The 25,571-nt window shown below is 70.3% G+C and carries 17 protein-coding genes; 10 read left to right on the top strand and 7 right to left on the bottom strand.

Annotated elements, in window-relative coordinates:
- Nucleotides 1-48: 48 nt before the first annotated feature.
- Nucleotides 49-957: an FG-GAP repeat domain-containing protein gene (locus tag ACWFR1_RS20550; protein WP_453553115.1), complete on the bottom strand. Its 909-nt coding sequence runs from the start codon at nucleotides 955-957 to the stop codon at nucleotides 49-51.
- 540 nt (nucleotides 958-1,497) lie between these two features.
- Here ACWFR1_RS20550 and ngcE point away from each other — a divergent pair.
- The 10 genes from ngcE to ACWFR1_RS20600 all read left to right on the top strand — a co-directional run bounded on the left by ngcE (nucleotide 1,498) and on the right by ACWFR1_RS20600 (nucleotide 15,006).
- Nucleotides 1,498-2,946 (top strand): N-acetylglucosamine/diacetylchitobiose ABC transporter substrate-binding protein, encoded by a 1,449-nt coding sequence (gene ngcE / locus ACWFR1_RS20555; RefSeq protein WP_453553117.1) that lies wholly within the window; start codon nucleotides 1,498-1,500, stop codon nucleotides 2,944-2,946.
- A gap of 100 nt (nucleotides 2,947-3,046) precedes the next feature.
- Nucleotides 3,047-3,976 carry a carbohydrate ABC transporter permease gene (locus ACWFR1_RS20560; protein WP_453553119.1) on the top strand — a complete coding sequence of 310 codons (930 nt, stop codon included), beginning with the start codon at nucleotides 3,047-3,049 and terminating at the stop codon, nucleotides 3,974-3,976.
- A complete protein-coding gene (locus ACWFR1_RS20565; protein WP_453553121.1) occupies nucleotides 3,976-4,917 on the top strand; it encodes a carbohydrate ABC transporter permease in 942 nt (313 codons plus the stop codon). The genes ACWFR1_RS20560 and ACWFR1_RS20565 overlap by 1 nt, the downstream gene beginning before the upstream one ends.
- Nucleotides 4,918-5,097: 180 nt before the next feature.
- Complete coding sequence (locus ACWFR1_RS20570; protein ID WP_453553123.1) at nucleotides 5,098-6,309, top strand: ROK family transcriptional regulator; 1,212 nt, start codon at nucleotides 5,098-5,100, stop codon at nucleotides 6,307-6,309.
- A gap of 122 nt (nucleotides 6,310-6,431) precedes the next feature.
- Entirely contained in the window at nucleotides 6,432-7,496 is a 1,065-nt protein-coding gene (locus ACWFR1_RS20575) for a sugar ABC transporter substrate-binding protein (protein ID WP_453553125.1), read from the top strand.
- Between the two features lie 337 nt (nucleotides 7,497-7,833).
- The gene (locus tag ACWFR1_RS20580) at nucleotides 7,834-8,613 is read left to right on the top strand and encodes an ATP-binding cassette domain-containing protein (protein ID WP_453553127.1); all 780 of its coding nucleotides are present in this window, start codon (nucleotides 7,834-7,836) and stop codon (nucleotides 8,611-8,613) included.
- 44 nt (nucleotides 8,614-8,657) lie between these two features.
- Nucleotides 8,658-9,932 carry a sugar ABC transporter permease gene (locus ACWFR1_RS20585; protein ID WP_453553232.1) on the top strand — a complete coding sequence of 425 codons (1,275 nt, stop codon included), beginning with the start codon at nucleotides 8,658-8,660 and terminating at the stop codon, nucleotides 9,930-9,932.
- Nucleotides 9,933-10,272: 340 nt separating this feature from the next.
- On the top strand, nucleotides 10,273-12,192 hold the full coding sequence (dxs, locus tag ACWFR1_RS20590) for a 1-deoxy-D-xylulose-5-phosphate synthase (RefSeq protein ID WP_453553129.1): 1,920 nt from the start codon (nucleotides 10,273-10,275) through the stop codon (nucleotides 12,190-12,192).
- 120 nt (nucleotides 12,193-12,312) lie between these two features.
- Nucleotides 12,313-13,827, top strand: a complete 1,515-nt coding sequence (locus tag ACWFR1_RS20595; protein ID WP_453553131.1) for an amino acid permease — start codon at nucleotides 12,313-12,315, stop codon at nucleotides 13,825-13,827.
- 201 nt (nucleotides 13,828-14,028) lie between these two features.
- Complete coding sequence (locus ACWFR1_RS20600; protein WP_453553133.1) at nucleotides 14,029-15,006, top strand: hypothetical protein; 978 nt, start codon at nucleotides 14,029-14,031, stop codon at nucleotides 15,004-15,006.
- An 81-nt stretch (nucleotides 15,007-15,087) separates the two neighbouring features.
- On the opposite strand, the gene ACWFR1_RS20605 is transcribed toward ACWFR1_RS20600, so the two are convergent.
- The 6 genes from ACWFR1_RS20605 to ACWFR1_RS20630 form a co-directional block, all read right to left on the bottom strand.
- Nucleotides 15,088-17,226, bottom strand: coding sequence for a 3-hydroxyacyl-CoA dehydrogenase NAD-binding domain-containing protein (locus tag ACWFR1_RS20605; protein WP_453553135.1), 2,139 nt, complete (start codon nucleotides 17,224-17,226; stop codon nucleotides 15,088-15,090).
- On the bottom strand, nucleotides 17,223-18,437 hold the full coding sequence (locus ACWFR1_RS20610; protein ID WP_453553137.1) for a thiolase family protein: 1,215 nt from the start codon (nucleotides 18,435-18,437) through the stop codon (nucleotides 17,223-17,225). Before ACWFR1_RS20610 ends, ACWFR1_RS20605 begins: the two co-directional genes overlap by 4 nt.
- A 251-nt stretch (nucleotides 18,438-18,688) precedes the next feature.
- The gene (locus tag ACWFR1_RS20615; RefSeq protein WP_453553139.1) at nucleotides 18,689-22,087 is read right to left on the bottom strand and encodes an NACHT domain-containing protein; all 3,399 of its coding nucleotides are present in this window, start codon (nucleotides 22,085-22,087) and stop codon (nucleotides 18,689-18,691) included.
- Nucleotides 22,088-22,520: 433 nt separating this feature from the next.
- Complete coding sequence (locus ACWFR1_RS20620) at nucleotides 22,521-23,804, bottom strand: ribonuclease D (protein ID WP_453553141.1); 1,284 nt, start codon at nucleotides 23,802-23,804, stop codon at nucleotides 22,521-22,523.
- 81 nt (nucleotides 23,805-23,885) lie between these two features.
- Nucleotides 23,886-24,551, bottom strand: a complete 666-nt coding sequence (locus ACWFR1_RS20625; RefSeq protein ID WP_017242457.1) for a response regulator transcription factor — start codon at nucleotides 24,549-24,551, stop codon at nucleotides 23,886-23,888.
- A 290-nt stretch (nucleotides 24,552-24,841) separates the two neighbouring features.
- Nucleotides 24,842-25,543: a DUF3000 domain-containing protein gene (locus tag ACWFR1_RS20630; protein ID WP_453553143.1), complete on the bottom strand. Its 702-nt coding sequence runs from the start codon at nucleotides 25,541-25,543 to the stop codon at nucleotides 24,842-24,844.
- Nucleotides 25,544-25,571 lie beyond the last annotated feature (28 nt).

Below are 25,571 nucleotides of genomic sequence, written 5' to 3' on the forward strand. Positions count from 1 at the left end.
TCCTCGGAAGAGGAGCGGGGCCCTTTCGCTGCGCCTCGCGGCCGCCGATCAGAACATCGCGCGGAAGCTGTTCCAGCCGGACGAACCGATCTTCACGGGGCTGCTGTACGGGGTCGTGGCGCTGCCCCTGCCCTTGTACAGCCACAGCGCGCCGGAGTAGTCGCGGCCGACGAGGTCGGCCCGGCCGTCGCCGGTCAGGTCGCCCGAGGACACCAGGAGGTTGTGGTAGTTGAAGCCGCTGCCGATGCGGGTGCGGGTGGCGAAGGGCGCCTTGTAGTTGCCGGTGCCCTTGTGCAGCCACAGCACGCCGGAGGAGTCGCGGCCGACGATGTCGGCCCGGCCGTCACCGGACACGTCGCCCTTGCCGGCGATCTGGGTGTAGGTGTTCCAGCCGCCGCCGATGCGGACGCGCTGGGTCAGCGCGCCGTTGCCGTAGCCCAGGTAGTGCCACAGCACGCCGTAGCTGTCACGGGCGAGGAGGTCGTCGGCCACGCCACCGCCGGTGTTGGCGGCGGAGAAGACCTTGTTGTACGTGTTCCAGCCGGGGCCGAGGTCCCGGATGGGGCCGCCCCAGCTGCCGTAGTGCAGGCGGCCGTCGGAGCGGATGGCGTACATGCCGTCGGCGCCGTCGGCCCCGTTCATGTCGGCCTGGGTGAAGTGCTTGTAGGCCGTCCAGTTCGTGCCGCTGTTGTTCGCGAGGCGCTGGATGTTGCCTCCGCCGACCGGGGTGTATCCCCAGATCGTGCCGGCGCTGTTGACGCCGTGGAGGTTGTTGTACGGCGCCGCCGCGGCTGCCGAGAAGGCCGTCGCGTTCGCGGCCTGCGGGGCGGAGGCGATGGCCGGTCCCGGCTCCGCCGCCACCGCGGCCGTCGTGGTGCCCACCAGGGCGGCCGTTATCGCCGCGACCGTGACACGGGACAGGAAACCCGTGCGGTTCAGGCCAGAAGAGTTGGCCACGTAACACTCCAGATGCGTAGGAAACCAGGCAGGTTCCGCCCTGTCTCCGCCATGAGACGGAGGCCGGCGAGACTCCGATGATCCCGGATCCTCCTCACGGAATCCTCACTTCCGGGTGGGTCTGTGACACTACTGTTTCCCTCTCGGACATATGTCCGCCTTTGCCCCGCCAACCCCCCCTGTCGCCAGGGTTCGATCCCACCAATGCCGCGACAGGGCCTCCAATATGTGGAGGTCTGATGTGCTGTCAAGGGTGTTACAGGGCCAACGGTTGGACGAAACGCCGCAGATTCGGCGCGCTTATCCCGGAGGTCTCAACTCGGGAAAGATGGTTGCTGAAACCTGCTTTCGATCTTGCTCAGGTGAAGGGAAGTGGACTATACCTGTCGGCGTCCAGCCAGTCGGAACACTCCGACGACGGCCCGACGCGTGCACGACCCGGCTGCAAATGACCGCGGTGGCGGGGCCCTTCGCCTGTGGCGAGTGAGTACGGGCGACCGGTACACCGCCTGAGTCCTGAATGAAGGCGAGGACTTGAGCATGGGATCCACCTCCGCACACACCAATGAGGGCGGCCTCGGCCGTCGTGACCTGATCAAGCGTTCCGCGGCGATCGGTCTGATCTCGGTTCCGACGATGGGCTTCCTCTCCGCCTGCGCGAGCAGCAGCGGCGACGGCAACGAAAAGGTCGAGAAGGGTACGAAGTCCGAAAAGAACCCGCTCGGGGTGAACGAGTCGGCGGCGCTCGACTTCGTCCTCTTCGACGGCGGTTTCGGGCAGCAGTACGCCAAAGACGCGATCACGATCTACGAGAAGAACTACCCCAAGGCCAAGGTCAAGTTCACTCCCACCCAGAAGATCACGACCGTCCTCCAGCCGCGCTTCAACGGCGGCAACCCGCCGGACCTCATCGACAACTCCGGCGCCGAGCAGATGGACATGGGCGTCCTCGTCGGCCAGAAGCAGCTGATGGACCTGACCCCGCTCCTCGACTCGCCGTCGATCGACGACCCGAAGAAGACGGTCCGCGACACCCTGCGGCCCGGCATCGTCGAGATGGGCCAGTTCGACGGCGCTCCGGTGTGGGTCATGTACTACGCCTACACGGTCTACGGCGTCTGGTACTCGCAGAAGCTGCTCGACTCCCTCGACGCGAAGTACCCCGAGACCTGGGACGAGATGCTGGCCGTCTGCGAGAAGGCCAAGAAGAAGAACATCGCCGGCTGGACGTACGCGGGCAAGCACCCGTACTACCTCCCCTTCTCGCTGTACCCGATGATCGGCAAGGTCGGCGGCCGCGAGGTCCTGGACGCCATCGACAACCTGGAGCCGAAGGCCTGGGAGCACCCCGCGGTCAAGGCGTGTTTCGAGGCGTACTACGAGCTCTACCGCAAGGGCTACATCCTCAAGGGCACCCCCGGCCTCGACCACATCCAGTCGCAGACCGCCTGGACCGAGGGCAAGGCGCTCTTCATCCCGAACGGCTCCTGGGTCGAGAACGAGGCGGCGAAGACCATGCCGGCCGACTTCGACCTGGCCGTCTCCGCACCGAGCGGCCTCGACGCCTCCGACAAGATGCCCTTCGGCACCATGTGGGCCTCCGGCGGCGAGCCCTTCATCGTCCCGGCCAAGGCGGCGAACGCCGAGGGCGGCATGGAGCAGCTGCGCATCATGCTCAGCGAGGCCTCGTCCAAGAACTTCACGCAGTCCGTGAAGTCCCTGTCTGCCTTCAACGGCGGCACCGACGGCATCGAGCTGACCCCGGGCCTCAAGTCCGGTGTCGCCGCTCTGCAGAAGGCCGGCCAGAACGTCGTCAACCCGCGTCTGCAGGACTGGTACGTGGCCCTGCAGAAGGAGAAGATCGGTGTCGCCGGCATCGGCGAGATGATGGCCGGCCGCGCGACCCCGGCCGAGACGATCAAGAAGATCCAGAAGTTCGCCGACGAGGCGGCCAAGGACTCGAGCATCAAGCACTACAAGCACCAGTGAGCAGTGCCGGGGCCCCTTCCCGCCGACCGGGAGCGGGCCCCGGTTCCTTCGCGCGCGGCACCGGCGGCGCGCCTCCGCGGGAAGATCGGGGTCGGTAGGAATGCAGCACGGCAAGAACCGTTTCATCGTGGGGTTCCTGGCAGCACCCCTCGCGCTCTACGCGCTCTTCGTCATCTGGCCGTTCATCCAGTCCATCTACTACTCGTTCACGGACTGGACCGGACTGAGTCCCGAATTCGGAATGGTCGGATTCGACAACTACAGCAGAATGCTGGACGACGAGATCTTCTGGAAATCGCTCCAGCACAGTCTGACCCTCGCCGTGGTCCTGCCTCTGGTGACCGTCGGACTCGCGTTGTTCTTCGCTTTCATGCTCAATGTCGGCGGTCGGCGCCGCCGGGGAGCGGCCATCGCGGGAGTGCGCGGATCATCGTTCTACAAGATCGTGTACTTTTTCCCGCAGGTGCTGTCGATCGTGATCGTCGCGCTGCTCTTCCAGTTCGCGTACAACCCGAACAGCGGAGCCATCAATTCGGCGCTGAAGCTCGTCGGTCTCGGCAGTGTCCAGCCGGACTGGCTGGGTGACCCGGACCTCGCCCTCATCTGCGTGATGGTGGTTCTCGTCTGGTCCACGGTCGGTTTCTTCGTCGTCCTCTTCTCGGCCGGTATGGCCTCCATTCCGAGGGACTTCTACGAGGCCGCCCTGCTCGACGGCGCCAACCGCTTCACCACCTTCTTCAAGATCACCCTGCCGCTGCTCTGGGACACCGTGCAGTCCGGGTGGATCTACATGGGCATCCTCGCGCTCGGCGCGGAGTCCTTCGCCGTCGTCCAGATCATGACCGTCGGCCCCAACGGCGGCGGGCCCGACTACTCCACCATCGTCCTTCCGCTGTACGTGTACCAGAAGGCGTTCCGGGACGGTCAGGCCGCCTACGCAACGACCATCGGTGTCGCGCTCCTCCTCGTCACGCTGGCCTTCGCGGCCCTCGTGATGAAGGTGGGCCGGCGCGAGCGGCTGGAGTTCTGATGAAGACGACCGACACGGCCTCCACCGGCCTCGACAAGACCCCCGGCTCCCCGGGCGGCGCGGACACCGCTCCGATCAAGACGACGGCCCCCGTCGCGCAGAAGGAGCCGAAGCGTGAGGGCGGGGTCCTCAACGTCTTCTCGCACGGGGTCCTGATCATCTGGGCGATCATGGTCGTCATGCCGCTGCTCTGGGCGGTCATGACCTCCTTCAAGACCGACAAGGCGATCTTCACCGCGCCGTGGTCGCTGCCCGACAAGCTGCACTTCGAGAACTGGTCGCGTGCCTGGACCGACGCGCACATGAGCGAATACTTCCTGAACACGATCCTCGTGGTCGGCGGCTCGCTCATCGGCACGCTCCTCTTCGGCTCGATGGCGGCCTACGTGCTGGCCCGCTTCGACTTCCCGGGCAACCGCTTCATCTACTTCCTCTTCATCGGAGGGATGAGCTTCCCGATCATCCTGGCGCTCGTGCCGCTCTTCTACGTGATGCAGAACATGGCCCTGCTCAACACGCTGCACGGCCTGATCGTCGTCTACATCGCGTACTCGCTGCCGTTCACGGTCTTCTTCCTCACCGCCTTCTTCCGCACTCTGCCGAGCTCGGTGGCGGAGGCGGCCTGCATCGACGGCGCCTCGCACACCCGGACCTTCTTCCAGGTCATGCTGCCGATGGCCAAGCCCGGCCTGATCAGCGTCGGCATCTTCAACTTCCTCGGCCAGTGGAACCAGTACCTGCTGCCGACCGTGCTCAACACGGAGCAGGAGCAGAAGGTGCTCTCCCAGGGCCTCGTGCAGCTCGCGGTCAGCCAGGGCTACAAGGGCGACTGGTCCGGCCTCTTCGCCGGTCTGGTGATGGCCATGCTGCCGGTCCTCGCCGCGTACATCATCTTCCAGCGGCAGGTGGTGGCCGGCCTGACCGCCGGCGCCGTGAAGTAGCCCGCCTCCCGCGGACTCCCCTCCGATCCCGACCCGAAAGGCCCCCGGCGCCGCCGCGCCGGGGGCCCTTCGTGTGCCGTGACACCCCAAGCCCACCGCTCAAGGTCTTGACGGGGAGCAAGCCGAAAGCGTCCCCTTAGGGTTCACATGTTGGAGAAAACGGTGGGAGTGAGTGAGTCGATGGAGACTCCGGGGTCGCAGACGTCTCTGCACAGGGCCAATCTCGAACGGGTCGTCCGGGCGGTGCGCATGGCCGGCTCGCTCACCCAGGCGGAGATCGCCAGGACGACGGGCCTGTCCGCCGCCACGGTCTCCAACATCGTGCGGGAGCTGAAGGACGGCGGGACGGTCGAGGTCACCCCGACGTCCGCGGGGGGCCGCAGGGCCCGCAGCGTCTCGCTCTCCGGGGACGCCGGCATCGTCATCGGCGTCGACTTCGGCCACACCCATCTGCGGGTCGCCGTCGGCAACCTCGCCCATCAGGTCCTGGCGGAGGAGTCCGAACCCATGGACGTGGACGCCTCCGCGGCCGAGGGCTTCGACCGGGCGGAACAGCTGGTCACGCGGCTGATCGAGGCCACCGGGATCGGCCGCGACAAGGTCATCGGCGTCGGCCTCGGCGTACCGGGCCCCATCGACGTCTCCTCCGGCAGGCTCGGCTCGACCTCGATCCTGCCGGGCTGGAGCGGCATCAACCCCGCCGAGGAGCTCTCCCGGCGCCTCGGCGTCCCCGTGCACGTCGACAACGACGCCAACCTCGGCGCGCTCGGCGAGCTGGTCTGGGGGAGCGGACGGGGCGTCAAGGACCTCGCCTACATCAAGGTGGCCAGCGGTGTCGGCGCCGGCCTCGTCATCGACGGGCGGGTCTACCGAGGGCCCGGCGGCACCGCGGGTGAGATCGGGCACATCACCCTCGACGAGTCGGGACCGGTCTGCCGCTGCGGCAACCGCGGCTGCCTGGAGACCTTCACCGCCGCCCGCTACGTCCTGCCGCTCCTCCAGCCCAGCCACGGCCCGGACCTGACCATGGAGAAGGTCGTCCAGCTGGCCCGGGCGGGCGACCCCGGCTGCCGCCGGGTGATCGCCGACGTCGGCCGTCACATCGGCAGCGGCATCGCCAACCTCTGCAACCTCCTCAATCCCAGCCGGGTGGTGCTGGGCGGCGACCTCGCCGAGGCCGGTGAGCTGGTGCTCGCGCCCATCAGGGACTCCGTCTCGCGGTACGCGATCCCCAGCGCGGCCCGGCAGCTCTCGCTGGCCCAGGGGGCGCTCGGCGGGCGCGCGGAGGTGCTCGGCGCCCTCGCCCTCGCCTTGAGCGAAATGGGCGATTCGACCCTGTTGGACAGCCCCCTGCCGGCGGCCGCCCTGACCTCCACTCCTGCCTTCACTTAGATAACGAACACCACCGTTGTCATCTCGTTAAGGATTTACTTCTTGACGACGGTGTTGCGGCCGAGTTGACTTCGTGCATCCTCGGCCGCAACGTCGCGGCCTCGTCAGGGAGGCAAACCCCAATGAACGCAGTGACGCGTCGCGCCGTCATAGCCACGGCCGCGGTCTCGATGGCCCTCTCGCTCGCCGCCTGCGGCCAGGCCGGTGGCGGTGACAGCGAAGACAAGGGCAGCACCACCAAGATCGGTCTGCTCCTTCCCGAGAACAAGACCTCGCGCTACGAGGCCCTCGACAAGCCCCAGTTCGAGAAGGCCGTCAAGGCCGCCTGCTCCGACTGCGAGATCGTGTACAACAACGCCGTCGCCGACGTCGTCAAGCAGAAGCAGCAGTTCGACCAGCTGATCGCCGACGGCGTCAAGGTCATCGCGCTCGACCCGGTGGACTCGGCCAAGGCCGAGGGCTGGGTCAAGGACGCGAAGGCCAAGGGCGTCAAGATCGTCGCGTACGACCGTGCCGTCCCCGGCGCCGACGCCTACGTCAGCCACGACAACAACAAGGTCGGCGAGCTCCAGGGCCAGGCGCTGATCGCCGCCCTCGGCGCCAAGGCCGCCACCGCCAACGTCGTGATGATCAACGGTGACGAGAAGGACCCGAACGCCGCCCTGTTCAAGAAGGGCGCCCACACCGCGCTCGACGGCAAGGTCGGCAAGATCGCCTACGAGGCCTCCGGCGAGTGGGACCCGAAGATCGCCGGCGAGAAGATGTCCGCCGCGATCTCCTCGCTCGGCAAGGACAAGATCGGCGCCGTCTACTCCGCCAACGACGGCATGGCCGGCGGCGTCGTCACCTCCCTCGAGAACGCCGGCGTCAAGAACATCCCGGTCGGTGGCCAGGACGCCGAGGTCGCGGGTGTCCAGCGCATCGTCGCCGGCTCGCAGACCTTCACGATCTACAAGTCCCCGCTCCAGCTGGCCCCCGAGGCCGCCAAGTTCGCGGTGAACCTGCTCAAGGGCAAGGAGGTCGGCGCGCAGGGCCAGACCGACGGCGTGCCCTCCACGCTCTTCGCCCCGGTCGTGGTCGACAAGACCAACATCCAGTCCACGGTGATCGCGGACGGCATCTACAAGGCCGCCGACATCTGCACGGCGGACCTCGCCGCCAAGTGCACCGAGCTGGGCATCAAGTAACCCCCGGGCCTCCTCCCGAGCCCCGCGGGGCAGGGATCGCGCGAGGCCCGGCTCCCCGGCGACGGACCCCCGTGGGCCCGCGTACGACCGCCCCGTCCCCGCCTCCCCGCCCGTGCGACCGGCCTCCTGGCCGGGCGCCACGTGCAAGAGGTGAAGGACCGTGCGGCGGAGACGCGCCACGAACGGGACCCGTCCCACCCACGCCGTCCGGTTCCCGGCCGACCCAGACCCCGCTGTCGGTCCGGGAGCCGGACGTGCAAGCCCCCCTCAGATTTCGGCGCCGCCCGGGCGGCGCGCCATGCCCGCCGCCGCACCGGTGGCGAAGGAGTTGGTTCACGTGTCCCAGACGCCCGTGTTGGCGTTGCGCGGGATCTTCAAGCGGTTCGGAGCGGTTCAGGTCCTCTCCGGTGTCGATCTCGAAGTCCACGCAGGAGAGGTCGTCGCGCTCGTCGGCGACAACGGAGCGGGCAAGTCGACGCTCGTCAAGACGATCGCCGGCGTGCACCCCATCGACGAGGGCGTCATCGAGTGGGAGGGCGCGCGGGTCGACATCAACCGCCCGCAGGACTCCCAGCACCTCGGTGTCGCGACCGTCTACCAGGACCTCGCGCTCTGCGACAACCTCGACGTCGTCGCCAACCTGTTCCTCGGCCGGGAGATCAAGAAGGGCGGCGTCCTCGACGAGGTCGCCATGGAGAAGCGGGCGAAGGACCTCCTCTCGACCCTCTCCATCCGCATCCCCAGCGTCCGCATCCCCGTCGCCGCCCTCTCCGGCGGCCAGCGGCAGGTCGTCGCCATCGCGCGCGCCCTCGTCGGCAACCCCAAGATCGTCATCCTGGACGAGCCGACCGCCGCCCTCGGCGTCGAGCAGACCGCGCAGGTCCTCGACCTGGTCGAGCGGCTGCGCGAGCAGGGCCTCGGCGTCATCCTCATCAGCCACAACATGGCCGACGTGAAGGCCGTCGCCGACACCGTCGCCGTGCTGCGCCTCGGCCGGAACAACGGCACCTTCCCGGTGGCCACCACCACGCACGAAGAGATCATCGCCGCGATCACGGGAGCCACGGACAACGCCGTGACCCGTCGCCAGGCGCGCAACGCGGAGGTAGCGAAGTGAGCACGACCCCGCAGACCCCGCGGCCCGCGAGCGACGAGGCCGCCGTGCCGGACCCCCGCACGAGCGAGGAGTCCCCGGTGACCGAGGCGGCCTCCGCCGCGATCCCCGCCGTCGACCCCCGCCTCCTGGTCCGCCAGCAGGGCTTCAAGGGCTACGTCGACGAGTTCAAGCGCAAGATGCGCTCCGGCGAGATCGGCTCGCTGCCGGTCGTCGTCGGCCTGATCGTCATCGGCATCGTCTTCCAGGCGCTGACCGGAAACTTCATCACCTCGTACAACCTCGACCAGATCACGCTGTACGCGGTCGGTCCCGGCATCATGGCCGTCGGCATCGTCTTCGTCCTGCTGCTCGGCGAGATCGACCTCGCCGTCGGCTCCGTGGCGGGCCTGGCCGGCGCGGTCTGGGGCGTCCTCGGCACCGACATGCCGGACGGCCTCGCGATCGTCCTCGGCATCCTCTCCGGCACCCTCATCGGCGCCTTCCACGGCCTGGTGTTCGCCAAGATCGGCGTGCCCGCCTTCGTCGTCACCCTGGCCGGCTTCCTCGGCTGGGCCGGTCTGCAGACCTGGGTGATGGGCGACCGCTCCACCATCCCCACCCCGATCGGCAGCTTCGTCGGCGACCTCACGAAGTACTACTTCTCCGACGTCGCCGCCGCCTACGGCCTCGCCGTGGCCGTCGTCGCCGCCTTCTACCTGGCCCAGCTGCGCGACTCCCGCCGCCGCAAGGCCGCGGAGCTCCCGCACCGCCCGCAGAGCGAGATCATCCTGCGCACCGCCGTCCTGGCGGTCCTGGTCCTCGTCGCCGCGTACGGCTTCAACCAGGAGCAGGGCCTCCCGCTCTCGCTGGTGATCTTCCTGGTGATCCTGCTGGTCACCGACTTCGTGCTGCGCCGCACCACGTACGGCCGTCAGGTCTTCGCGGTCGGCGGCGGCATCGAGGCAGCCCGCCGCGCCGGCATCAACGTCTCCTGGATCCGGATCTCGGTCTTCATGGTCTCCGGCACCATGGGCGCGATCGGCGGTCTCTTCCTGGCCTCCGCGACCGGTGGCGCCGACCGCTCCCTCGGCGGCGGCAACCAGCTGATGATGTGCATCGCCGCGGCGGTCATCGGCGGCACGTCCCTCTTCGGCGGACGCGGCAAGGTCTGGTCGGCGCTCCTGGGCATCCTGGTCATCCAGTCGATCGTCCAGGGCCTCAACCAGATGAACCTGTCCTCGAACGCGATCCAGTACATGATCACCGGAGCGGTCCTGCTCATCGCCGTGATCATCGACTCGGTCTCCCGCCGTACGCAGAAGACGGCCGGCCGCGCGTAGGGCCACCCCGCGCGTAACGCTCGCCACACCGCCCGGCGCCGCGAAACCGGCGCCGGGCACTGCTGCGTCCGGAGCAGTGCACCGCCCGTACGGGATGCACGCACGGATCCCGTACAGATCTACGTACAGATCTACGTACAGAGCCGTACAGATCAACGCACGGAGCCGTACGGATCCACGCACGGAGCCGTACAGATCCACGCGCAGAGCCGTACAGATCAGCGGACCGTCCGCCATGAGGGTGACGCCTCACCCCCTGGCCCGATGCCCGAGATCCAAGACGGAACATTAGACTCGACAAATCGGCAAGCTCGACCAGCTCAAACGCAAGGAGGCACGGGTGGCTCTGCTGACCCGTATCAGGGGACCGCGAGATCTGGACCGGCTTTCCCCGGAACAGCTGGACCAGCTGGCCGACGAGATCAGGACGTTCCTCGTGGACGCCGTCTCCAAGACCGGCGGGCACCTCGGCCCCAACCTCGGTGTGGTCGAGCTGACCATCGCCCTGCACCGGGTGTTCGACTCCCCGAAGGACAAGGTCCTCTGGGACACCGGACACCAGAGCTACGTCCACAAGCTGCTGACGGGCCGCCAGGACTTCTCCCGGCTCAAGATGAAGGGCGGCCTCTCCGGCTACCCCTCGCAGGCGGAGTCCGACCACGACGTGATCGAGAACTCGCACGCCTCGACGGTCCTCGGCTGGGCCGACGGCCTCGCCAAGGCCAACGAGGTCCTGAAGAAGGACGACCACGTCGTCGCCGTCATCGGCGACGGAGCCCTCACGGGCGGCATGGCCTGGGAGGCGCTGAACAACATCGCCGCCGCCAAGGACCGCCCGCTCGTCATCGTCGTCAACGACAACGAGCGTTCGTACGCGCCCACCATCGGCGGCCTCGCCAACCACCTGGCGACCCTGCGCACCACCGACGGCTACGAGCGCTTCCTCGCCCGCGGCAAGGACATCCTGGAGCGCACCCCCGTCGTCGGGAAGCCGCTCTACGAGACCCTGCACGGCGCCAAGAAGGGCCTCAAGGACTTCATCGCCCCGCAGGGCATGTTCGAGGACCTCGGCCTCAAGTACGTCGGCCCCATCGACGGCCACGACATCGAGGCCCTGGAGTCCGCGCTGACCCGCGCCAAGCGCTTCGGCGGCCCGGTCATCGTCCACTGCCTCACCGAGAAGGGCCGCGGCTACCAGCCGGCCCTCCAGGACGAGGCCGACCGCTTCCACGCCGTCGGCAAGATCCACCCCGACACCGGCCTGCCCATCGCCTCCTCGGGCGCCGACTGGACCTCGGTCTTCGGCGAGGAGATGGTGAAGCTCGGCAAGGAGCGCGAGGACATCGTCGCGATCACCGCGGCCATGCTCCAGCCCGTCGGCCTCGACAAGTTCGCCAAGGCCTTCCCCGAGCGGGTGTACGACGTCGGCATCGCCGAGCAGCATGCCGCCGTCTCCGCGGCCGGCCTCGCCACCGGTGGGGTGCACCCCGTCTTCGCGGTCTACGCGACCTTCCTCAACCGCGCCTTCGACCAGGTCCTGATGGACGTGGCGCTGCACAAGTGCGGAGTCACCTTCGTCCTGGACCGGGCCGGTGTCACCGGCACCGACGGCGCCTCCCACAACGGCATGTGGGACATGTCGATCCTCCAGGTCGTCCCGGGCCTGCGGCTCGCCGCGCCGCGCGACGCCGACCAGGTCCGCGCCCAGCTGCGCGAGGCCGTCGAGGTCACCGACGCCCCGACCGTCGTCCGCTTCTCCAAGGGCGCCGTCGGCCCCGCCGTGCCCGCCCTGCGCCGCGTCGGCGGCATGGACGTGCTTCGCGAGCCCGGCACCGACACGCCCGACGTCCTCCTGGTCTCGGTGGGCGCGCTGGCCCCGATGTGCCTGGAGATCGCCGATCTGCTCGACCGTCACGGCATCTCCACCACGGTCGTCGACCCCCGCTGGGTCAAGCCCGTCGACGAGGCCCTGGCCCCGCTCGCCGAGCGTCACCGGGTCGTCGTCACCGTCGAGGACAACAGCCGCGTCGGCGGCGTCGGCTCGGCCGTCGCCCAGGCGCTGCGCGACGCCGGCGTCGACGTACCGCTGCGGGACTTCGGCATCCCGCCGCGCTTCCTCGACCACGCCTCGCGCGGCGAGGTCATGGCCGAGATCGGGCTGACCGCGCCGGACATCGCCCGGCAGGTCACCGGCCTGGTCTCGCGTCTTGACGGTCGGTTCGAGACCAGCGCGAAGGCCGTGGAGCCCGCGCGCGACTGACGAACTCCATCACCTGGCGTCACCTTTGGGCCGATCGGATCACTCTTCGGAGTGCCGATCGGCCCTTTCGCGTGCATTCTGACCAGAGAGCGGGCAGCTCCATGGCATGGAGGTACGAAGGTGAGTACGGACCAGCAGCCACGGGCGAACTCCGGAATCTTCCGGACCAAGTCGGTCGAACAGTCGATTCGCGACACGGAGGAACCCGAGCACGCGCTCAGGAAATCCCTGTCGGCCTGGGATCTGACCGTCTTCGGCGTCGGCGTCATCATCGGCACCGGCATCTTCGTCCTGACGGGCAAGGTGGCCAAGGAGAACGCGGGACCGGCGACGGCCCTCGCCTTCGTCGCGGCCGGCATCGTCTGCGCCCTCGCCGCTCTCTGCTACGCGGAGTTCGCCTCGACGGTTCCGGTGGCGGGATCGGCGTACACCTTCGCGTACGCCTCGATCGGCGAGCTGCCGGCCTGGATCATCGGCTGGGACCTCGTCCTGGAGTTCGCCCTCGGCACGGCGGTGGTCGCCGTCGGCTGGTCCGGCTACGTCCGCTCGCTGATGGACAACATCGGCTGGCATCTGCCGGCCGCGCTGGAAGGCCCGGACACAGCGGGCGGCAGCTTCGACATCCTGGCGTTCGTACTGGTCCTGGTGCTCACCGTGGTCCTCGTCCTGGGCATGAAGCTCTCCGCCCGGATCACCGCGGTCGTCGTGGCGATCAAGGTGACCGTCGTGATGATCGTGATCGTCGCCGGCCTGTTCTTCATCGTCGGTGACAACTACAAGCCCTTCATCCCGCCCGCCGTCACCCCCGAGGGCGGCGGCTCCAACTGGGACTCCCCGCTCGTCCAGCTCCTCTTCGGCTACGAACCGACCAACTTCGGCGTGATGGGCATCTTCACCGCCGCCTCGGTCGTCTTCTTCGCCTTCATCGGCTTCGACGTGGTCGCCACCGCCGCCGAGGAGACCAAGCTGCCGCAGCGGGACATGCCCCGGGGCATCCTCGGCTCGCTCCTCATCTGCACCGTGCTGTACGTGGCCGTGGCCCTCGTCGTCACGGGCATGCAGCACTACACCGAGCTGTCCGTGAGCGCCCCGCTCGCCGACGCCTTCAAAGCCGCCGGGCATCCCTTCTACGCCGGCGTGATCAGCTTCGGCGCCGCCGTCGGCCTCACCACGGTCTGTCTGATCCTGCTCCTCGGTCAGACCCGCGTCTTCTTCGCGATGAGCCGCGACGGCCTGCTGCCCCGCTTCTTCTCCGTCACGCACCCGAAGTTCCGGACGCCGTACCGCCCGACGATCCTGCTCGGTGTGATCATCGCCATCGTCGCCGGCTTCACCAGCATCAACGAGCTCGCGACCCTGGTGAACATCGGCACGCTCTTCGCCTTCGTCGTCGTCGCCGTCGGCGTCATGGTGCTCCGCCGCACCCGCCCCGACCTGCCGCGCGCCTTCCGCACCCCGTGGGTGCCCGTGCTGCCGATCCTCTCCATCGCCGCCTCGTTCTGGCTGATGCTCAACCTGCCGGGCGAGACCTGGTTCCGCTTCGCCGTGTGGATGGTGATCGGCATCGTCGTGTACTTCCTGTACGGGCGCGGCCACAGCCGGTTGGGCCGGCAGGGCCGGGAAGCGAGGTACTGAAAGGGCAAGGTACCGGGCGGGTATGGGCGTTCGGGCGGACGACTACAGTCGGTCCGTACCCGAACTCCCCCGACGACCGGAGCGCTGGATCCCCCCATGGCGAATCGATCCCAGGCCCCCGCAGCCTCTGCCCACGGTTCCACTTCCGCCCCTCTCCTCCAGGGCGGCTGGCTGACCAGAGGGGAGGAGGGACGGTTCAGCGTGTACCTGCCCAGAGCCGGCGAGGTGCTGCGGTGGACCGAGGAACCCGACGGCGGCTGGAGCGGGCCGGTCTCGCTCGGCGGTGACGGACTGACACCTTTCCTCGCGGTCGGCCAGGGCGCGGACCACTACGTCCACCTCGTCGGTCTGAGGCCCGCGGCAGACGACGAGAGGCACGTCGAACTGGTGCACAGCGTCCAGTTCCAGACGGGCCGTCCGGCCGTCGCGTGGCGCTCCATCGGGCACTCCAACGGCAAGTGGGGATGGACAGGCAATCCGGTCGTCGCGGTGGACGCCCAGGGCCGTGCGTACGTCTTCATGCGGAACGGCGGCGGCGGGCTGAGCGTCCGGGCGCAGAAGGACGCGGGCGGCTGGCACCCCTGGTGGGACCTGCACGGCTCGGGCACCGACCCGTCCCCGGTCGCGGCGGTCAACGGCCAGGGGCGCGTCGAGCTCTTCACGGCGACGACGAAGGGCCTCCTCCGCTACGTCCAGGAGGAGCCGGGGGCCAAGCCGGTGCGCCAGGAGGTCCTGCCCGCGGAGGTCTCCTTCGGCACGCTCGCGGCGGTGACCGGCCCGTCGGGGCACGTGACGCTGTTCTACCGCGACAAGGACGCGGGGGTCCACGCCTGGTCCCCGGGACGCGGCCTGGCGCCGACCCGCCTCACCGACGCGGTCGGCACGGGGCGGCTCTCCGCGACCCGCTGTCTCATCGACGGCTTCGACCGTACGGTGATCGCCCAGCAGTCGGTGGACGGCCGGCTCGCCCTCGCCGCCTACCCGAGCGAGCAGGAGGAGGCGGGCGCCCGCTGGTCGGAGACCGGGGAGCCGCGCGGGGAACTGTCCACGGCCCTCGCCCAGGGCCTCGACGGCCGGCTGGTCGCGATGGTCCTGGCCGGCGAGCGGACGCTGATCACCACGCGCCAGAAGGCCGCGGCGGAGGGGCTCCTGCTGGAGAACTGGCGCTCCGTGGCCTGAGCCCGCGCTCGTACGGGAACGGCCCCGGCACCTTGTCCAGGTGCCGGGGCCGTTCGCGTACCGAGGGGGTGAGCTCCGGGGTTACGCCGGGACGCTCGCCACACCCTGCGCCAGGAAACGCTTGCCGTTGACGCGCTCGGAGACGCCCTCACGGTCCAGGTACGGCGTGATGCCGCCCAGGTGGAAGGGCCAGCCCGCACCGGTGATCAGGCAGAGGTCGATGTCCTGCGCCTCGGCGACGACACCCTCCTCCAGCATCAGACCGATCTCCTGCGCCACCGCGTCGAGGACGCGGTCGCGGACCTGCTCCTCGGTCAGGACGGAGTCGCCCTGGACGAGGAGGGCGGCGACCTCGGGGTCGAGCTCCGGCTTGAAGCCGTTCTCGGGCTTGTAGACGTAGAAGCCGCGCTTGCCGGCCTCGACGACGGCCTTCAGGTTGGGGGAGACCGTGAAGCGCTCCGGGAAGGCGCGGTTCAGGGTCTCGGAGACGTGCAGACCGATCGCCGGGCCGACGAGCTCCAGGAGGACCAGCGGGGACATCGGCAGACCGAGCGGCTCGATGGCCTTCTCGGCCGTCTCGACCGAGGTGCCCTCGTCGATGACGTTCTGGATCTCGCCCATGAAGCGGGTCAGGATGCGGTTCACGACGAACGCCGGGGCGTCCTTCGTCAGGACCGCGGTCTTCTTCAGCTTCTTCGCGACACCGAAGGCGGTGGCGAGGGAGGCCTCGTCCGTCTGCTCGCCGCGGACGATCTCCAGGAGCGGGAGGATCGCGACCGGGTTGAAGAAGTGGAAGCCGACCACGCGCTCCGGGTGCTGGAGCTTCGACGCCATCTCGGAGACCGACAGCGAGGAGGTGTTGGTGGCGAGGATCGCGTGCGCCGGGGCGACCGCCTCGACCTCCGCGAACACCTTCTGCTTGACGGACATCTCCTCGAACACGGCCTCGATGATGAAGTCCGCGTCCGCGAAGCCCGCGGCCTTGTCCAGGACACCGGAGACCAGGCCCTTGAGACGGTTGGCCTTGTCCTGGTTGATGCGGCCCTTGCCGAGCAGCTTCTCGATCTCGGCGTGGACGTAGCCCACACCCTTGTCGACGCGCTCCTGGTCGATGTCGGTCAGGACGACCGGCACCTCCAGGCGGCGCAGGAAGAGCAGGGCCAGCTGGGAGGCCATCAGACCGGCGCCGACGACGCCGACCTTGGTGACCGGGCGGGCCAGCGACTTGTCCGGGGCGCCGGCGGGGCGCTTGGCGCGCTTCTGCACCAGGTTGAAGGCGTAGATGCCGGAGCGCAGCTCGCCGCCCATGATCAGGTCCGCGAGGGCCTGGTCCTCGGCGTCGAAGCCCTTCTGCAGGTCCTCGTCCTTGGCGGCCTCGATGATGTCGAGGGCGCGGTAGGCGGCCGGGGCGGCGCCGTGCACCTTGGAGTCGGCGATGGCACGGCCCTTGGCGACGGCCTGGTCCCAGCCCTCGCCGCGGTCGATCTCCGGGCGCTCGACGGTGACGGAGCCGTTCAGGACGGAGGCCGTCCAGATCAGCGACTGCTCCAGGAAGTCCGCGCCCTCGAACAGCGCGTCGGCGATGCCGAGCTCGAAGACCTGCTTGCCCTTGAGCTGACGGTTCTGGTTCAGCGAGTTCTCGATGATGACCGAGACGGCCTTCTCGGCGCCGATCAGGTTCGGCAGGATCGCGCAGCCACCCCAGCCGGGCACCAGGCCGAGGAAGACCTCGGGCAGCGAGAAGGCCGGCAGGGCCTTCGACACGGTGCGGTAGGTGCAGTGCAGACCGACCTCGACGCCGCCGCCCATGGCCGCGCCGTTGTAGTACGCGAAGGTCGGCACGGCGAGCGCGGACAGACGCTTGAAGACGTCGTGGCCGCCCTTGCCGATGGCGAGCGCCTCGTCGTGCTTCCTCAGCAGCTCGACGCCCTTGAGGTCGGCGCCGACGGCGAAGATGAACGGCTTGCCGGTGATGCCGACGCCGGTGATCTCACCGTTGGCGGCCTCGGCCTCGACCTGGTCGATGGCGGCGTTGAGGTTCGCCAGCGACTGCGGGCCGAAGGTGGTCGGCTTGGTGTGGTCGAAGCCGTTGTCCAGCGTGATCAGCGCGAAGCGACCCGCACCGGCGGGGAGTTCGAAGTGCCGGACGTGGGCGCTCGTGACGACCTCGTCGGGGAAGAGCGCGGCGGCGCCCTTCAGAAGCTCGGCGGTGGTGCTCACTTGCCCTCCCAGTGGGGGTTTTCCCAGATGACCGTCGCGCCCATGCCGAAGCCGACGCACATCGTGTTGAGGCCGTAGCGGACCTGCGGGTTCTCCTCGAACTGGCGGGCCAGCTGCGTCATCAGACGGACGCCGGAGGAGGCGAGCGGGTGACCGTAGGCGATGGCGCCGCCGTACTGGTTGACGCGGGCGTCGTCGTCGGCGATGCCGTAGTGCTCCAGGAACGCGAGGACCTGGACCGCGAAGGCCTCGTTGACCTCGAAGAGGTCGATGTCCTCGATCGACAGACCGGCCTTGGCGAGGGCCTTCTCGGTCGCCGGGATCGGGCCGTAGCCCATGACCTCGGGCTCGACGCCGGCGAAGGCGTATGAGACGAGGCGCATCTTGACCGGGAGGTCGTTCTCCCGCGCGAAGTCCTCGGAGGCGATGATCGACGCCGTGGCACCGTCGTTGAGACCGGCGGCGTTGCCCGCGGTGACGTTGCCGTGGACGCGGAACGGCGTCTTCAGGCCGGCCAGCGACTCCAGGGTGGTGCCCGGGCGCATCGGCTCGTCGGCGGTGACCAGGCCCCAGCCGGTCTCACCGGTGGAGGCGTCGGTACGGCGCACCGAGATCGGCACCAGGTCCTGCTGGATCTTGCCGTCGGCGTACGCCTTGGCGGCCTTCTCCTGCGAGCGCACGGCGTACTCGTCGGCGCGCTGCTTGGTGATGCTCGGGTAGCGGTCGTGCAGGTTCTCGGCGGTCATGCCCATGAACAGGGCGGACTCGTCGACCAGCTTCTCGCTGACGAACCGCGGGTTCGGGTCGACGCCCTCACCCATGGGGTGACGGCCCATGTGCTCGACGCCACCGGCGATGACGGCGTCGTACGCGCCGAACGCGATGGAGCCGGCGACGCTGGTCACGGCGGTGAGGGCACCGGCGCACATGCGGTCGATCGAGTAGCCCGGCACGGACTGCGGCAGCCCGGCGAGGATGCCCGCCGTGCGGCCGAGGGTCAGGCCCTGGTCACCGATCTGCGTGGTCGCGGCGATGGCGACCTCGTCGATCTTCGCGGGGTCGAGGCCGGGGTTGCGGCGCAGCAGCTCCCGGATGGCCTTGACGACGAGGTCGTCGGCGCGGGTCTCGTGGTAGATGCCCTTCGGGCCCGCCTTGCCGAACGGGGTGCGGACGCCGTCGACGAAGACGACGTCCCTGACGCTACGAGGCACGATGGCTCTCCTCCAGGGTGCGGGATGGCACTGCTGCTGCGGCGACACGCCTAAGCGTGCGCTTGCTTCCCCCATGCTACTTGTGAGTAACCAGGCTGCCCAGCCCCTGGGCCCCAAGCGGCGAAGGTCACACCCCGAGAGTGCCCCCGGAGGCACCCCCCGCCCCTCCGCCGCCCCGCCATACTTCCTCGATCCGACGGAACACCGCCAGCACCGCCGCGCCGCTTCCCGTGCCAGCCCCGCCTCCCGTGCTAACCCCGCCTCCCGTGCTCGCCGGGCCGCATGTCCTCACGTCCGAGACGGGCGTCCTCGCGTGCCAGCAGCAGACCCAGCCGCGTGAGCACCCGCTCCAGCTCGACCGGTGAGATGTCCGTACGTCCCACCTGCTCCTCCGTACAGGTGAGCAGCGCCGGCCAGGTCCCCGCGGCCACCTCCGGGGTCGGACGCCCCGGTACCGGCGCGGTCAGGGTCTTCAGCACGGCGAGGACGGTGCGGCCCGGCAGCCGCATGGCATCCCGCCCGAGGTGGCGCGCCAGGATGTCGGTCACCCGCGCCACAGTGCCGTCCGGCAGCAGGTGCAGCGCCGACACCAGACCCTCGTACGCGTCGGTGAGGGCCTCCGGCCGCTCGTCGTACCGGCAGACCACGGCGAGCAGCACATGGGCCGTCGACCGCACCGCGCCGCCCGGGTCCGCGTGGTACGTGTCGACCGTTCCCGGGAGCCGCTCCAGCAGCGGAAGGACCGCGTGCAGCAGATGGGCCGCTTCCGAGTCCCCCAGGAACGCGAGCCGCCGGACGGCATCCGCCGCGTCCAGGCCCGGCCGCCCCCGGACGGCCCGCGGGTTGCCCCGCCGCCACGTCGACAGCGTCCGGCCGGGCCCGGGGTCCGTGTCCGCGTCGCCCCGCAGGGAGAGACGCAGGTCCCGCGGGGTGACTTCGGCGGTGTCGGCGAACCGCTGCCGCACCACGAGCGCCTGGGTGAACGCCGACCACGACGACTCCCCGAGCTGTGAACGCCAGAGATGGGCACAGCGCCACCAGCGCTCCACCGGGGTGTCCGCCGCCAGAAACGCGGACGCCTCCAGACCTTCCTCGCCCGCGCACAGCAAGGCGAGCAGCAGCAGATTCGCCGCGTACACGGCATCGCGCTCCGTCCGGCTCTGCCGCAGCGGCCGGTACGTCACGCCGGCGCGGTCCTCGTCGTCGCTCAGCACCCGCGCGAACAGCTCCCGCAATGCCGCGACGAGAGCCCCGTGACTCCCTGCGGCGCCCCGGCGCAGCAGCTCCGCCGCGTCGCGCAGCACCTCGGCGCGGTCGGTGAGCGGTACGGGGGACAGCAGCGCGCGCAGGCGCCCGTCGTCCACCTCCGCACCCTTCTCGCGAGCGCCGCCCGGGACCGCCCGCCGCAGCTCGCGGCAGACCACCCACGCCACCAGGTACTCGCCGAACGTGGCGTGCAGGAACTCGTAGGAACGGATCTCCTCCTCCGCGGCCACCGCCTGCGCCTCGTGGACGAAGAAGAAGCGGCCGAACAGCAGGGGTGACCCACGCTCGCCCAGCAGCGTGGAGAGGTCCCGCTCCGCCTCGCGCGCCATGATGTTCTGGCTCCGCCGGTTGAACATGCCCATCGCGATCACCCCGAGACGCAGCAGCTCCTCCTCGGTCGCCATCGCCTCCTCCGACGGCGGCAGCGGCCCGCGCCGCCGGACGACCTCACGGCGCACGAACTCGCCCAGGAGCCGCTCGTACAGCTCGACGCGCCCCATGCCCTCGCCCCCTCCGCGGCTCAGGGGGCTTCCCGCCGCGTCGTACAGCGCCAGCATCAGCAGCAACAGCGGCTGCCTCGCCAGCTCGCGATGGGGTTCCAGGACCTCCCAGGTGAGCGCCCCCGCCTCGCGGACGGCGGGCAGGTGGGCGTTGACCCGCTCCCATGTGGCCAGCCAGCGGCGGATCCGGGTGTCGTCGAACGGTTCGAGGCGCAGAACGGTCGTCGCCGCCGGGGTGTGGGTGCGGTCGGCGACCACCGTGCGGCTCGTGACGATCACGACCGTCGGACGGCCCCACTCGGCCTCCCGCTCCTGGATCCGCTGGATGTCCCGGAGGTAGTTCCACTGCCTGCGCGTGTCCAGGTGGTGAGCGCCGGCCTGGAGCAGCTCGTCGAACCCGTCGAGCAGCACCACGCGCAGGACGCCGGACTCGGGGTCCACCACGTCCGGCCACGGGGTGCGTCGCCCCGTCGACCGGAGCAGCTCCGCTTCGATCTGTTCCTGTACGTCGACGTCGGCAGGCACATGGCGGAGCTCGACGCGGACGCAGTGGAACTCGGTCTCCGGGAGCCGGGCCGCGATCAGCCGGGTGAGCAGGGACTTTCCGGAGCCGGGATGTCCGAGGACGAGGAGGGGCGCCGTCGTGGCCCGGGCCGTCAGGAGATGGGCCGCGAGGAACCCGCCGAGGTCCTCCCGGAGCGGCTGCCGTTCCCACCACTCGTCGCTCGCCAGATCACGCTCCACGGGGTGCCGCGCGACACGGAAGGACGGATCCACGTACCCCTCGGCGAGCGAGGGGACGATGCTCCCGGACCCCTCCATCGACGCGATGGGCGCGCGCAGTCGGGCGCGGTGCCGGGCGGGGGCCGTCCCGCCGTCGGCGAACTCGGCGAGTATGTCGCCCAGCCGTTCGAGTCCGGTCCCGTCGTCCGTCGGCTCCTCCTCGCCCTCGGGCAGTACGACGGTCTCTGACGTGAGCCGGAGTTCGGGGCAGGCCCAGGTGAGCCGGGACAGTAATCGGTCGTAGCCGCGCAGCGCCTGACGTGCGAGGGGCTCGGGATCGCGGTCCGCCGCGGTTTCGGCCGCCAGGACGATCGCGCTCGCCGCCCGGTAGGAGGCCGCGATCTCGGCCCGTAACCGCCGCGGCTCACGGACGCGGCGCGCACCGAGGTCGACCTGCCCCAGCTCGCCGAGGACCTCGGTGGTGAGGTCGGTGGTCCCCCTACCCCAGTCGGGACCGGGGGAGATCCACGCGCTCTGGACGGCGTCGCAGAACGCGGTGACGTGGACCACGACCTCGGCCGCGTACAACAGGGCCGTCCGGGCCGTTCCATGGGCGGCCCGGACCCGCCCGGCGTAGTCCCGGAAGAGCTCGTCCGCATCCGCCGGAGCCGAGCCGCTGAGCGTCAGTGGTTCGAGCAGCTCCTCGGCGATCCCGTCGCGGAGCCCCCGCCCGGCGCACAGGACGCCGACCGCGTCGGCGAAGTCGAGCCTGCCGGTCTCCAGCCAGGGCGGGGGCTCGGCGGCGCCCGGCACGGGCCTGGGCCCGGTCCCTTCGGCGGTGCGGGGCCGGGGCGGCTCCGGCGCGTGTTCCCGTTCGGCGGCGTGTTCCAGTTCCGCGTGACGCGTCCGCCACCAGGCCGGATCAAGGGAGAGCCCCGGTGGGCGGTGCTCCCCGGCGTGGTCGCGGCAGTGCCGCACGATCTCCAGGACGAGGTCCAGCCGGGGCGGAGTGGTACGCCGCCCCGAGAGGAGCTCGGAGACGGTCGACTCGGCGCGGTGCAGTTCCCGGGCGAGGTCCGTCTGCGGGATGCCGCACCCGCGGACGAGGCGCCGCAGGGTCGTGCAGAAGTCGACGACAGCGCTCGGCGCATCTACTGCCACAAGGTCCCCCCGACGTTCGTACGTCTTCGCCCCCGGTTCATCACACTACGGCGTGACCTGGGGTGACGACCCCGTGCTTCGGACATCTTCGGCGAACCGGAAGGGCTGGCGAAGGGCGCTCCACAGTCGTTCCGTGCGGCGGCATCCCGCCGGCGCACGACGAGGGGAGAACTCATGTCCGGAATCCCGTTCCTTCCGGTGGGGCTGATGCCGGCGTCCGTCCTTGTGATCGTCGTCGGGGGGTGGTCCTTCCGGCGGTCTGGTCCGCGCGCCCCGCACGCCGTCGGGCCGCGGCGGCGGTCCTCGCGCAGCTCCTTCGGGCCGTCCGCCCGCGTCGCTGAGCGACGCCGCCCGGCCGGGGCGCCCGTGGGCCCGTCACGCCGGAAGGCCCCCGACGACTGGACGTCGGGGGCCTTCCGGCGGGTGGAGCGGGTCACGCCGTGGCCGTCAGGGCCTCCAGCAGGAGCGGGGTCACCAGTTCGACCTGCCAGGGGCGGGCGCCGTGGCCGGACAGGGCGGTGGCCACCGTTTCCGGGGTCGCCGGGGTCGGGGGTTCCCAGCAGACGCGGCGGACCGTGTCCGGGGTGATCAGGTTCTCCTGCGGGAGGTTCAGCTCCTCGGCCAGGGTCGAGACCGACGCACGCGCCGCCGAGAGGCGGGCCGCCGCGACCGGGTCCTTGTCCGCCCAGGCGCGCGGCGGGGGCGGGCCGGCGACCTGCTGGCCCGGCTGGGGGAGCTCGTTCTCCGGCAGGGCCCTGGCCCGGTCCACCGCCGCCTGCCACTGCTCCAGCTGACGGCGGCCCATGCGGTTGCCGAAGCCGGGCAGCGCCGTGAGCGCGGCCACGTTCACCGGTACGGCCAGCGCCGCCTCGACGATCGCCGCGTCGCTCAGCACCTTGCCGGGGGAGACGTCCCGCCGCTGCGCGACCTTGTCACGGGCCGTCCACAGCTCCCGTACGACCGCCATCTGACGACGGCGGCGCACCTTGTGCATGCCGGACGTACGGCGCCACGGGTCCTTGCGCGGCGGCGCGGGCGGGGCGGCGGCGATCGCGTCGAACTCCTGGTGCGCCCACTCCAGCTTCCCCTGCCGGTCGAGCTCCTTCTCCAGCGCGTCGCGCAGGTCGACGAGGAGCTCGACGTCCAGGGCCGCGTACCGCAGCCAGGGATCCGGCAGCGGGCGGGTGGACCAGTCGACGGCCGAGTGGCCCTTCTCCAGGGCGTAGCCGAGGACGGACTCGACCATCGCGCCGAGGCCGACGCGCGGGAAGCCCGCGAGCCGTCCGGCCAGCTCGGTGTCGAAGAGCGAGGTCGGGAGCATGCCTATGTCACGCAGGCACGGAAGGTCCTGGGTCGCCGCGTGCAGGATCCACTCGGTCCCGGCGAGCGCCTCGCCGAGCCCCGAGAGGTCGGGGCAGCCCACGGGGTCGATGAGCGCGGTGCCCGCGCCCTCGCGCCGGAGCTGGACGAGATAGGCGCGCTGCCCGTAGCGGTAGCCGGAGGCGCGCTCGGCGTCGACGGCCACGGGGCCGCTCCCGGCGGCGAACGCGGCGATCACCTCGGCGAGGGCCTCCTCCGTCTCGACGACGGGCGGAACGCCCTCGCGGGGCTCCAGCAACGGGATCGGAAGCCCATTCGCAGGGACATCGTCGTCCGGGGGGCCGCCCCCGGTGGTGCGCAGTGCTGTGTCTGCTGCGGTCTCTTGGGCGTCGGTCACCTGTCAAGGGTATCGGTGAACGGCAAGCGCCTGTCGACGGAACGTTCCGTCGACAGGCGCGGGCTTCTCGTAGGCCTTCCGTCAGTGGATGATGCCGGTCCGCAGGGCCACCGCGACCATGCCGGCGCGGTCGCCGGTGCCCAGCTTGCGGGCGATGCGGGCGAGGTGGCTCTTCACGGTGAGGGCGGAGAGGCCCATGGAGACGCCGATCGCCTTGTTCGACTGGCCCTCCGCGACGAGCCGGAGCACCTCGACCTCACGGCCGGAGAGCTCGCGGTAGCCGCCCGGGTGGCTCGGGGCACCCGGGGGGCGGCGGTGGCCGAGGCGAGCGGCGGCGGAACCGATGGGTGCGGCTCCGGGCCGGGTCGGGTGACCGATGTTGGTGCGGGTACCGGTGACGACGTAGCCCTTCACGCCGCCCGCCAGGGCGTTGCGTACGGCGCCGATGTCATCGGCGGCCGAGAGGGCGAGGCCGTTGGGCCAGCCCGCGGCGCGGGTCTCGGACAGCAGGGTCAGGCCGCTGCCGTCGGGCAGATGGACGTCGGCCACGCAGATGTCGCGTGGATTGCCGACGCGGGGACGTGCCTCCGCGATGGACGAAGCCTCGATCACGTCGCGTACTCCGAGGGCCCACAGGTGGCGGGTCACGGTGGAGCGGACGCGCGGGTCGGCCACGACGACCATGGCCGTCGGCTTGTTCGGGCGGTAGGCGACCAGGCTTGCGGGCTGCTCGAGGAGAACGGACACCAGGCCTCCTGGGGGGAAGAGTGCGGGACGGAGCCGGCTCGGGGATGAAGCCGGGGGGGCGAACCCGTGCTGCTGAAGGGGTCACTGACTCCTTCGGCAGCTGGGCCTCCCTCCTTTAGGGAAAGATCACGATTTGGTGAGTAACAATTAGGGCAATTCGGACGCGTGATCGATCATCCTACGAGCGGAGCCCTGAACGGAGCCCTGAACCGGGCCATGGAGAGACCTCGTGCGGAGCCGGTGCGGGCCCCCTCCCGTACCGCCGGGAGAAGGTCCGCCCTAGGCCGCTCCTAGGCCTGCTGCGGCCCCCGCCGCTGGGGCAGCGAGACGATCCCCGCGCCCGACACCGTGCCCGTCGGCCCCGCCGCCGGCTCGGCCGGTGCGGGGGGCAGTCCCGCGATCTGGCAGAGCAGATCGCACCAGGCCGCCAGGTGCGCCCCCGTGTCCGGCACCCCGCCGATCCCCTCCCGGGGCGTCCAGGAGGCCCGGATCTCGATCTGGGTCGCCGGCCTCCGGTCCGCGAGCCCGCCGAAATAGTGCGAACCCGCCATCGTGACGGTCCCGCTCGCCTCCCCGTACGCGAGCCCGCGTGCCTCCAGGGCCCCGGTCAGCCAGGACCAGCACACCTCGGGGAGCAGCGGGTCCGCCGCCATCTCCGGCTCCAGCTCCGCCCGGACGAGCGTCACCAGCCGGAACGTCCCCTTCCATGCCTCGTGGCCGTCCGGGTCGTGCAGCAGCACGAGCCGTCCGTCCGCCAGGTCGTCCTCGCCGTCGACGACGGCCGCCTCCACCGCGTACGCGTACGGGGCCAGGCGCTGCGGGGGCCTGGTCGGGTCGATCTCGATCTCGGACCGCAGTCGCGCCGCGCGCAGCGCCTCCACCGCCCGCCGGAAGGCGGGTGGTACCGGATTCTTCTCCGTACTGTCCGCTGTCTCGTCCGTCCCTCTTTTGCCGTCGGAATGATCGGAAAAATGTCCCTGAGCCGCAGCCATGCGGGGAAGAGTAGGCGGAACGGGGCCT

The sequence above is a fragment of the Streptomyces sp. NPDC055103 genome (assembly GCF_053607625.1).

What these genes read in the sequence shown, in the direction of transcription:
- ngcE (WP_453553117.1), top strand. Translation starts at nt 1,498, where the DNA reads ATGGGATCCACCTCCGCACACACCAATGAGGGCGGCCTCGGCCGTCGT.
- ACWFR1_RS20560 (WP_453553119.1), top strand. Translation starts at nt 3,047, where the DNA reads ATGCAGCACGGCAAGAACCGTTTCATCGTGGGGTTCCTGGCAGCACCC.
- ACWFR1_RS20565 (WP_453553121.1), top strand. Translation starts at nt 3,976, where the DNA reads ATGAAGACGACCGACACGGCCTCCACCGGCCTCGACAAGACCCCCGGC.
- ACWFR1_RS20570 (WP_453553123.1), top strand. Translation starts at nt 5,098, where the DNA reads ATGGAGACTCCGGGGTCGCAGACGTCTCTGCACAGGGCCAATCTCGAA.
- ACWFR1_RS20575 (WP_453553125.1), top strand. Translation starts at nt 6,432, where the DNA reads ATGAACGCAGTGACGCGTCGCGCCGTCATAGCCACGGCCGCGGTCTCG.
- ACWFR1_RS20630 (WP_453553143.1), bottom strand. Translation starts at nt 25,543, where the DNA reads ATGGCTGCGGCTCAGGGACATTTTTCCGATCATTCCGACGGCAAAAGA.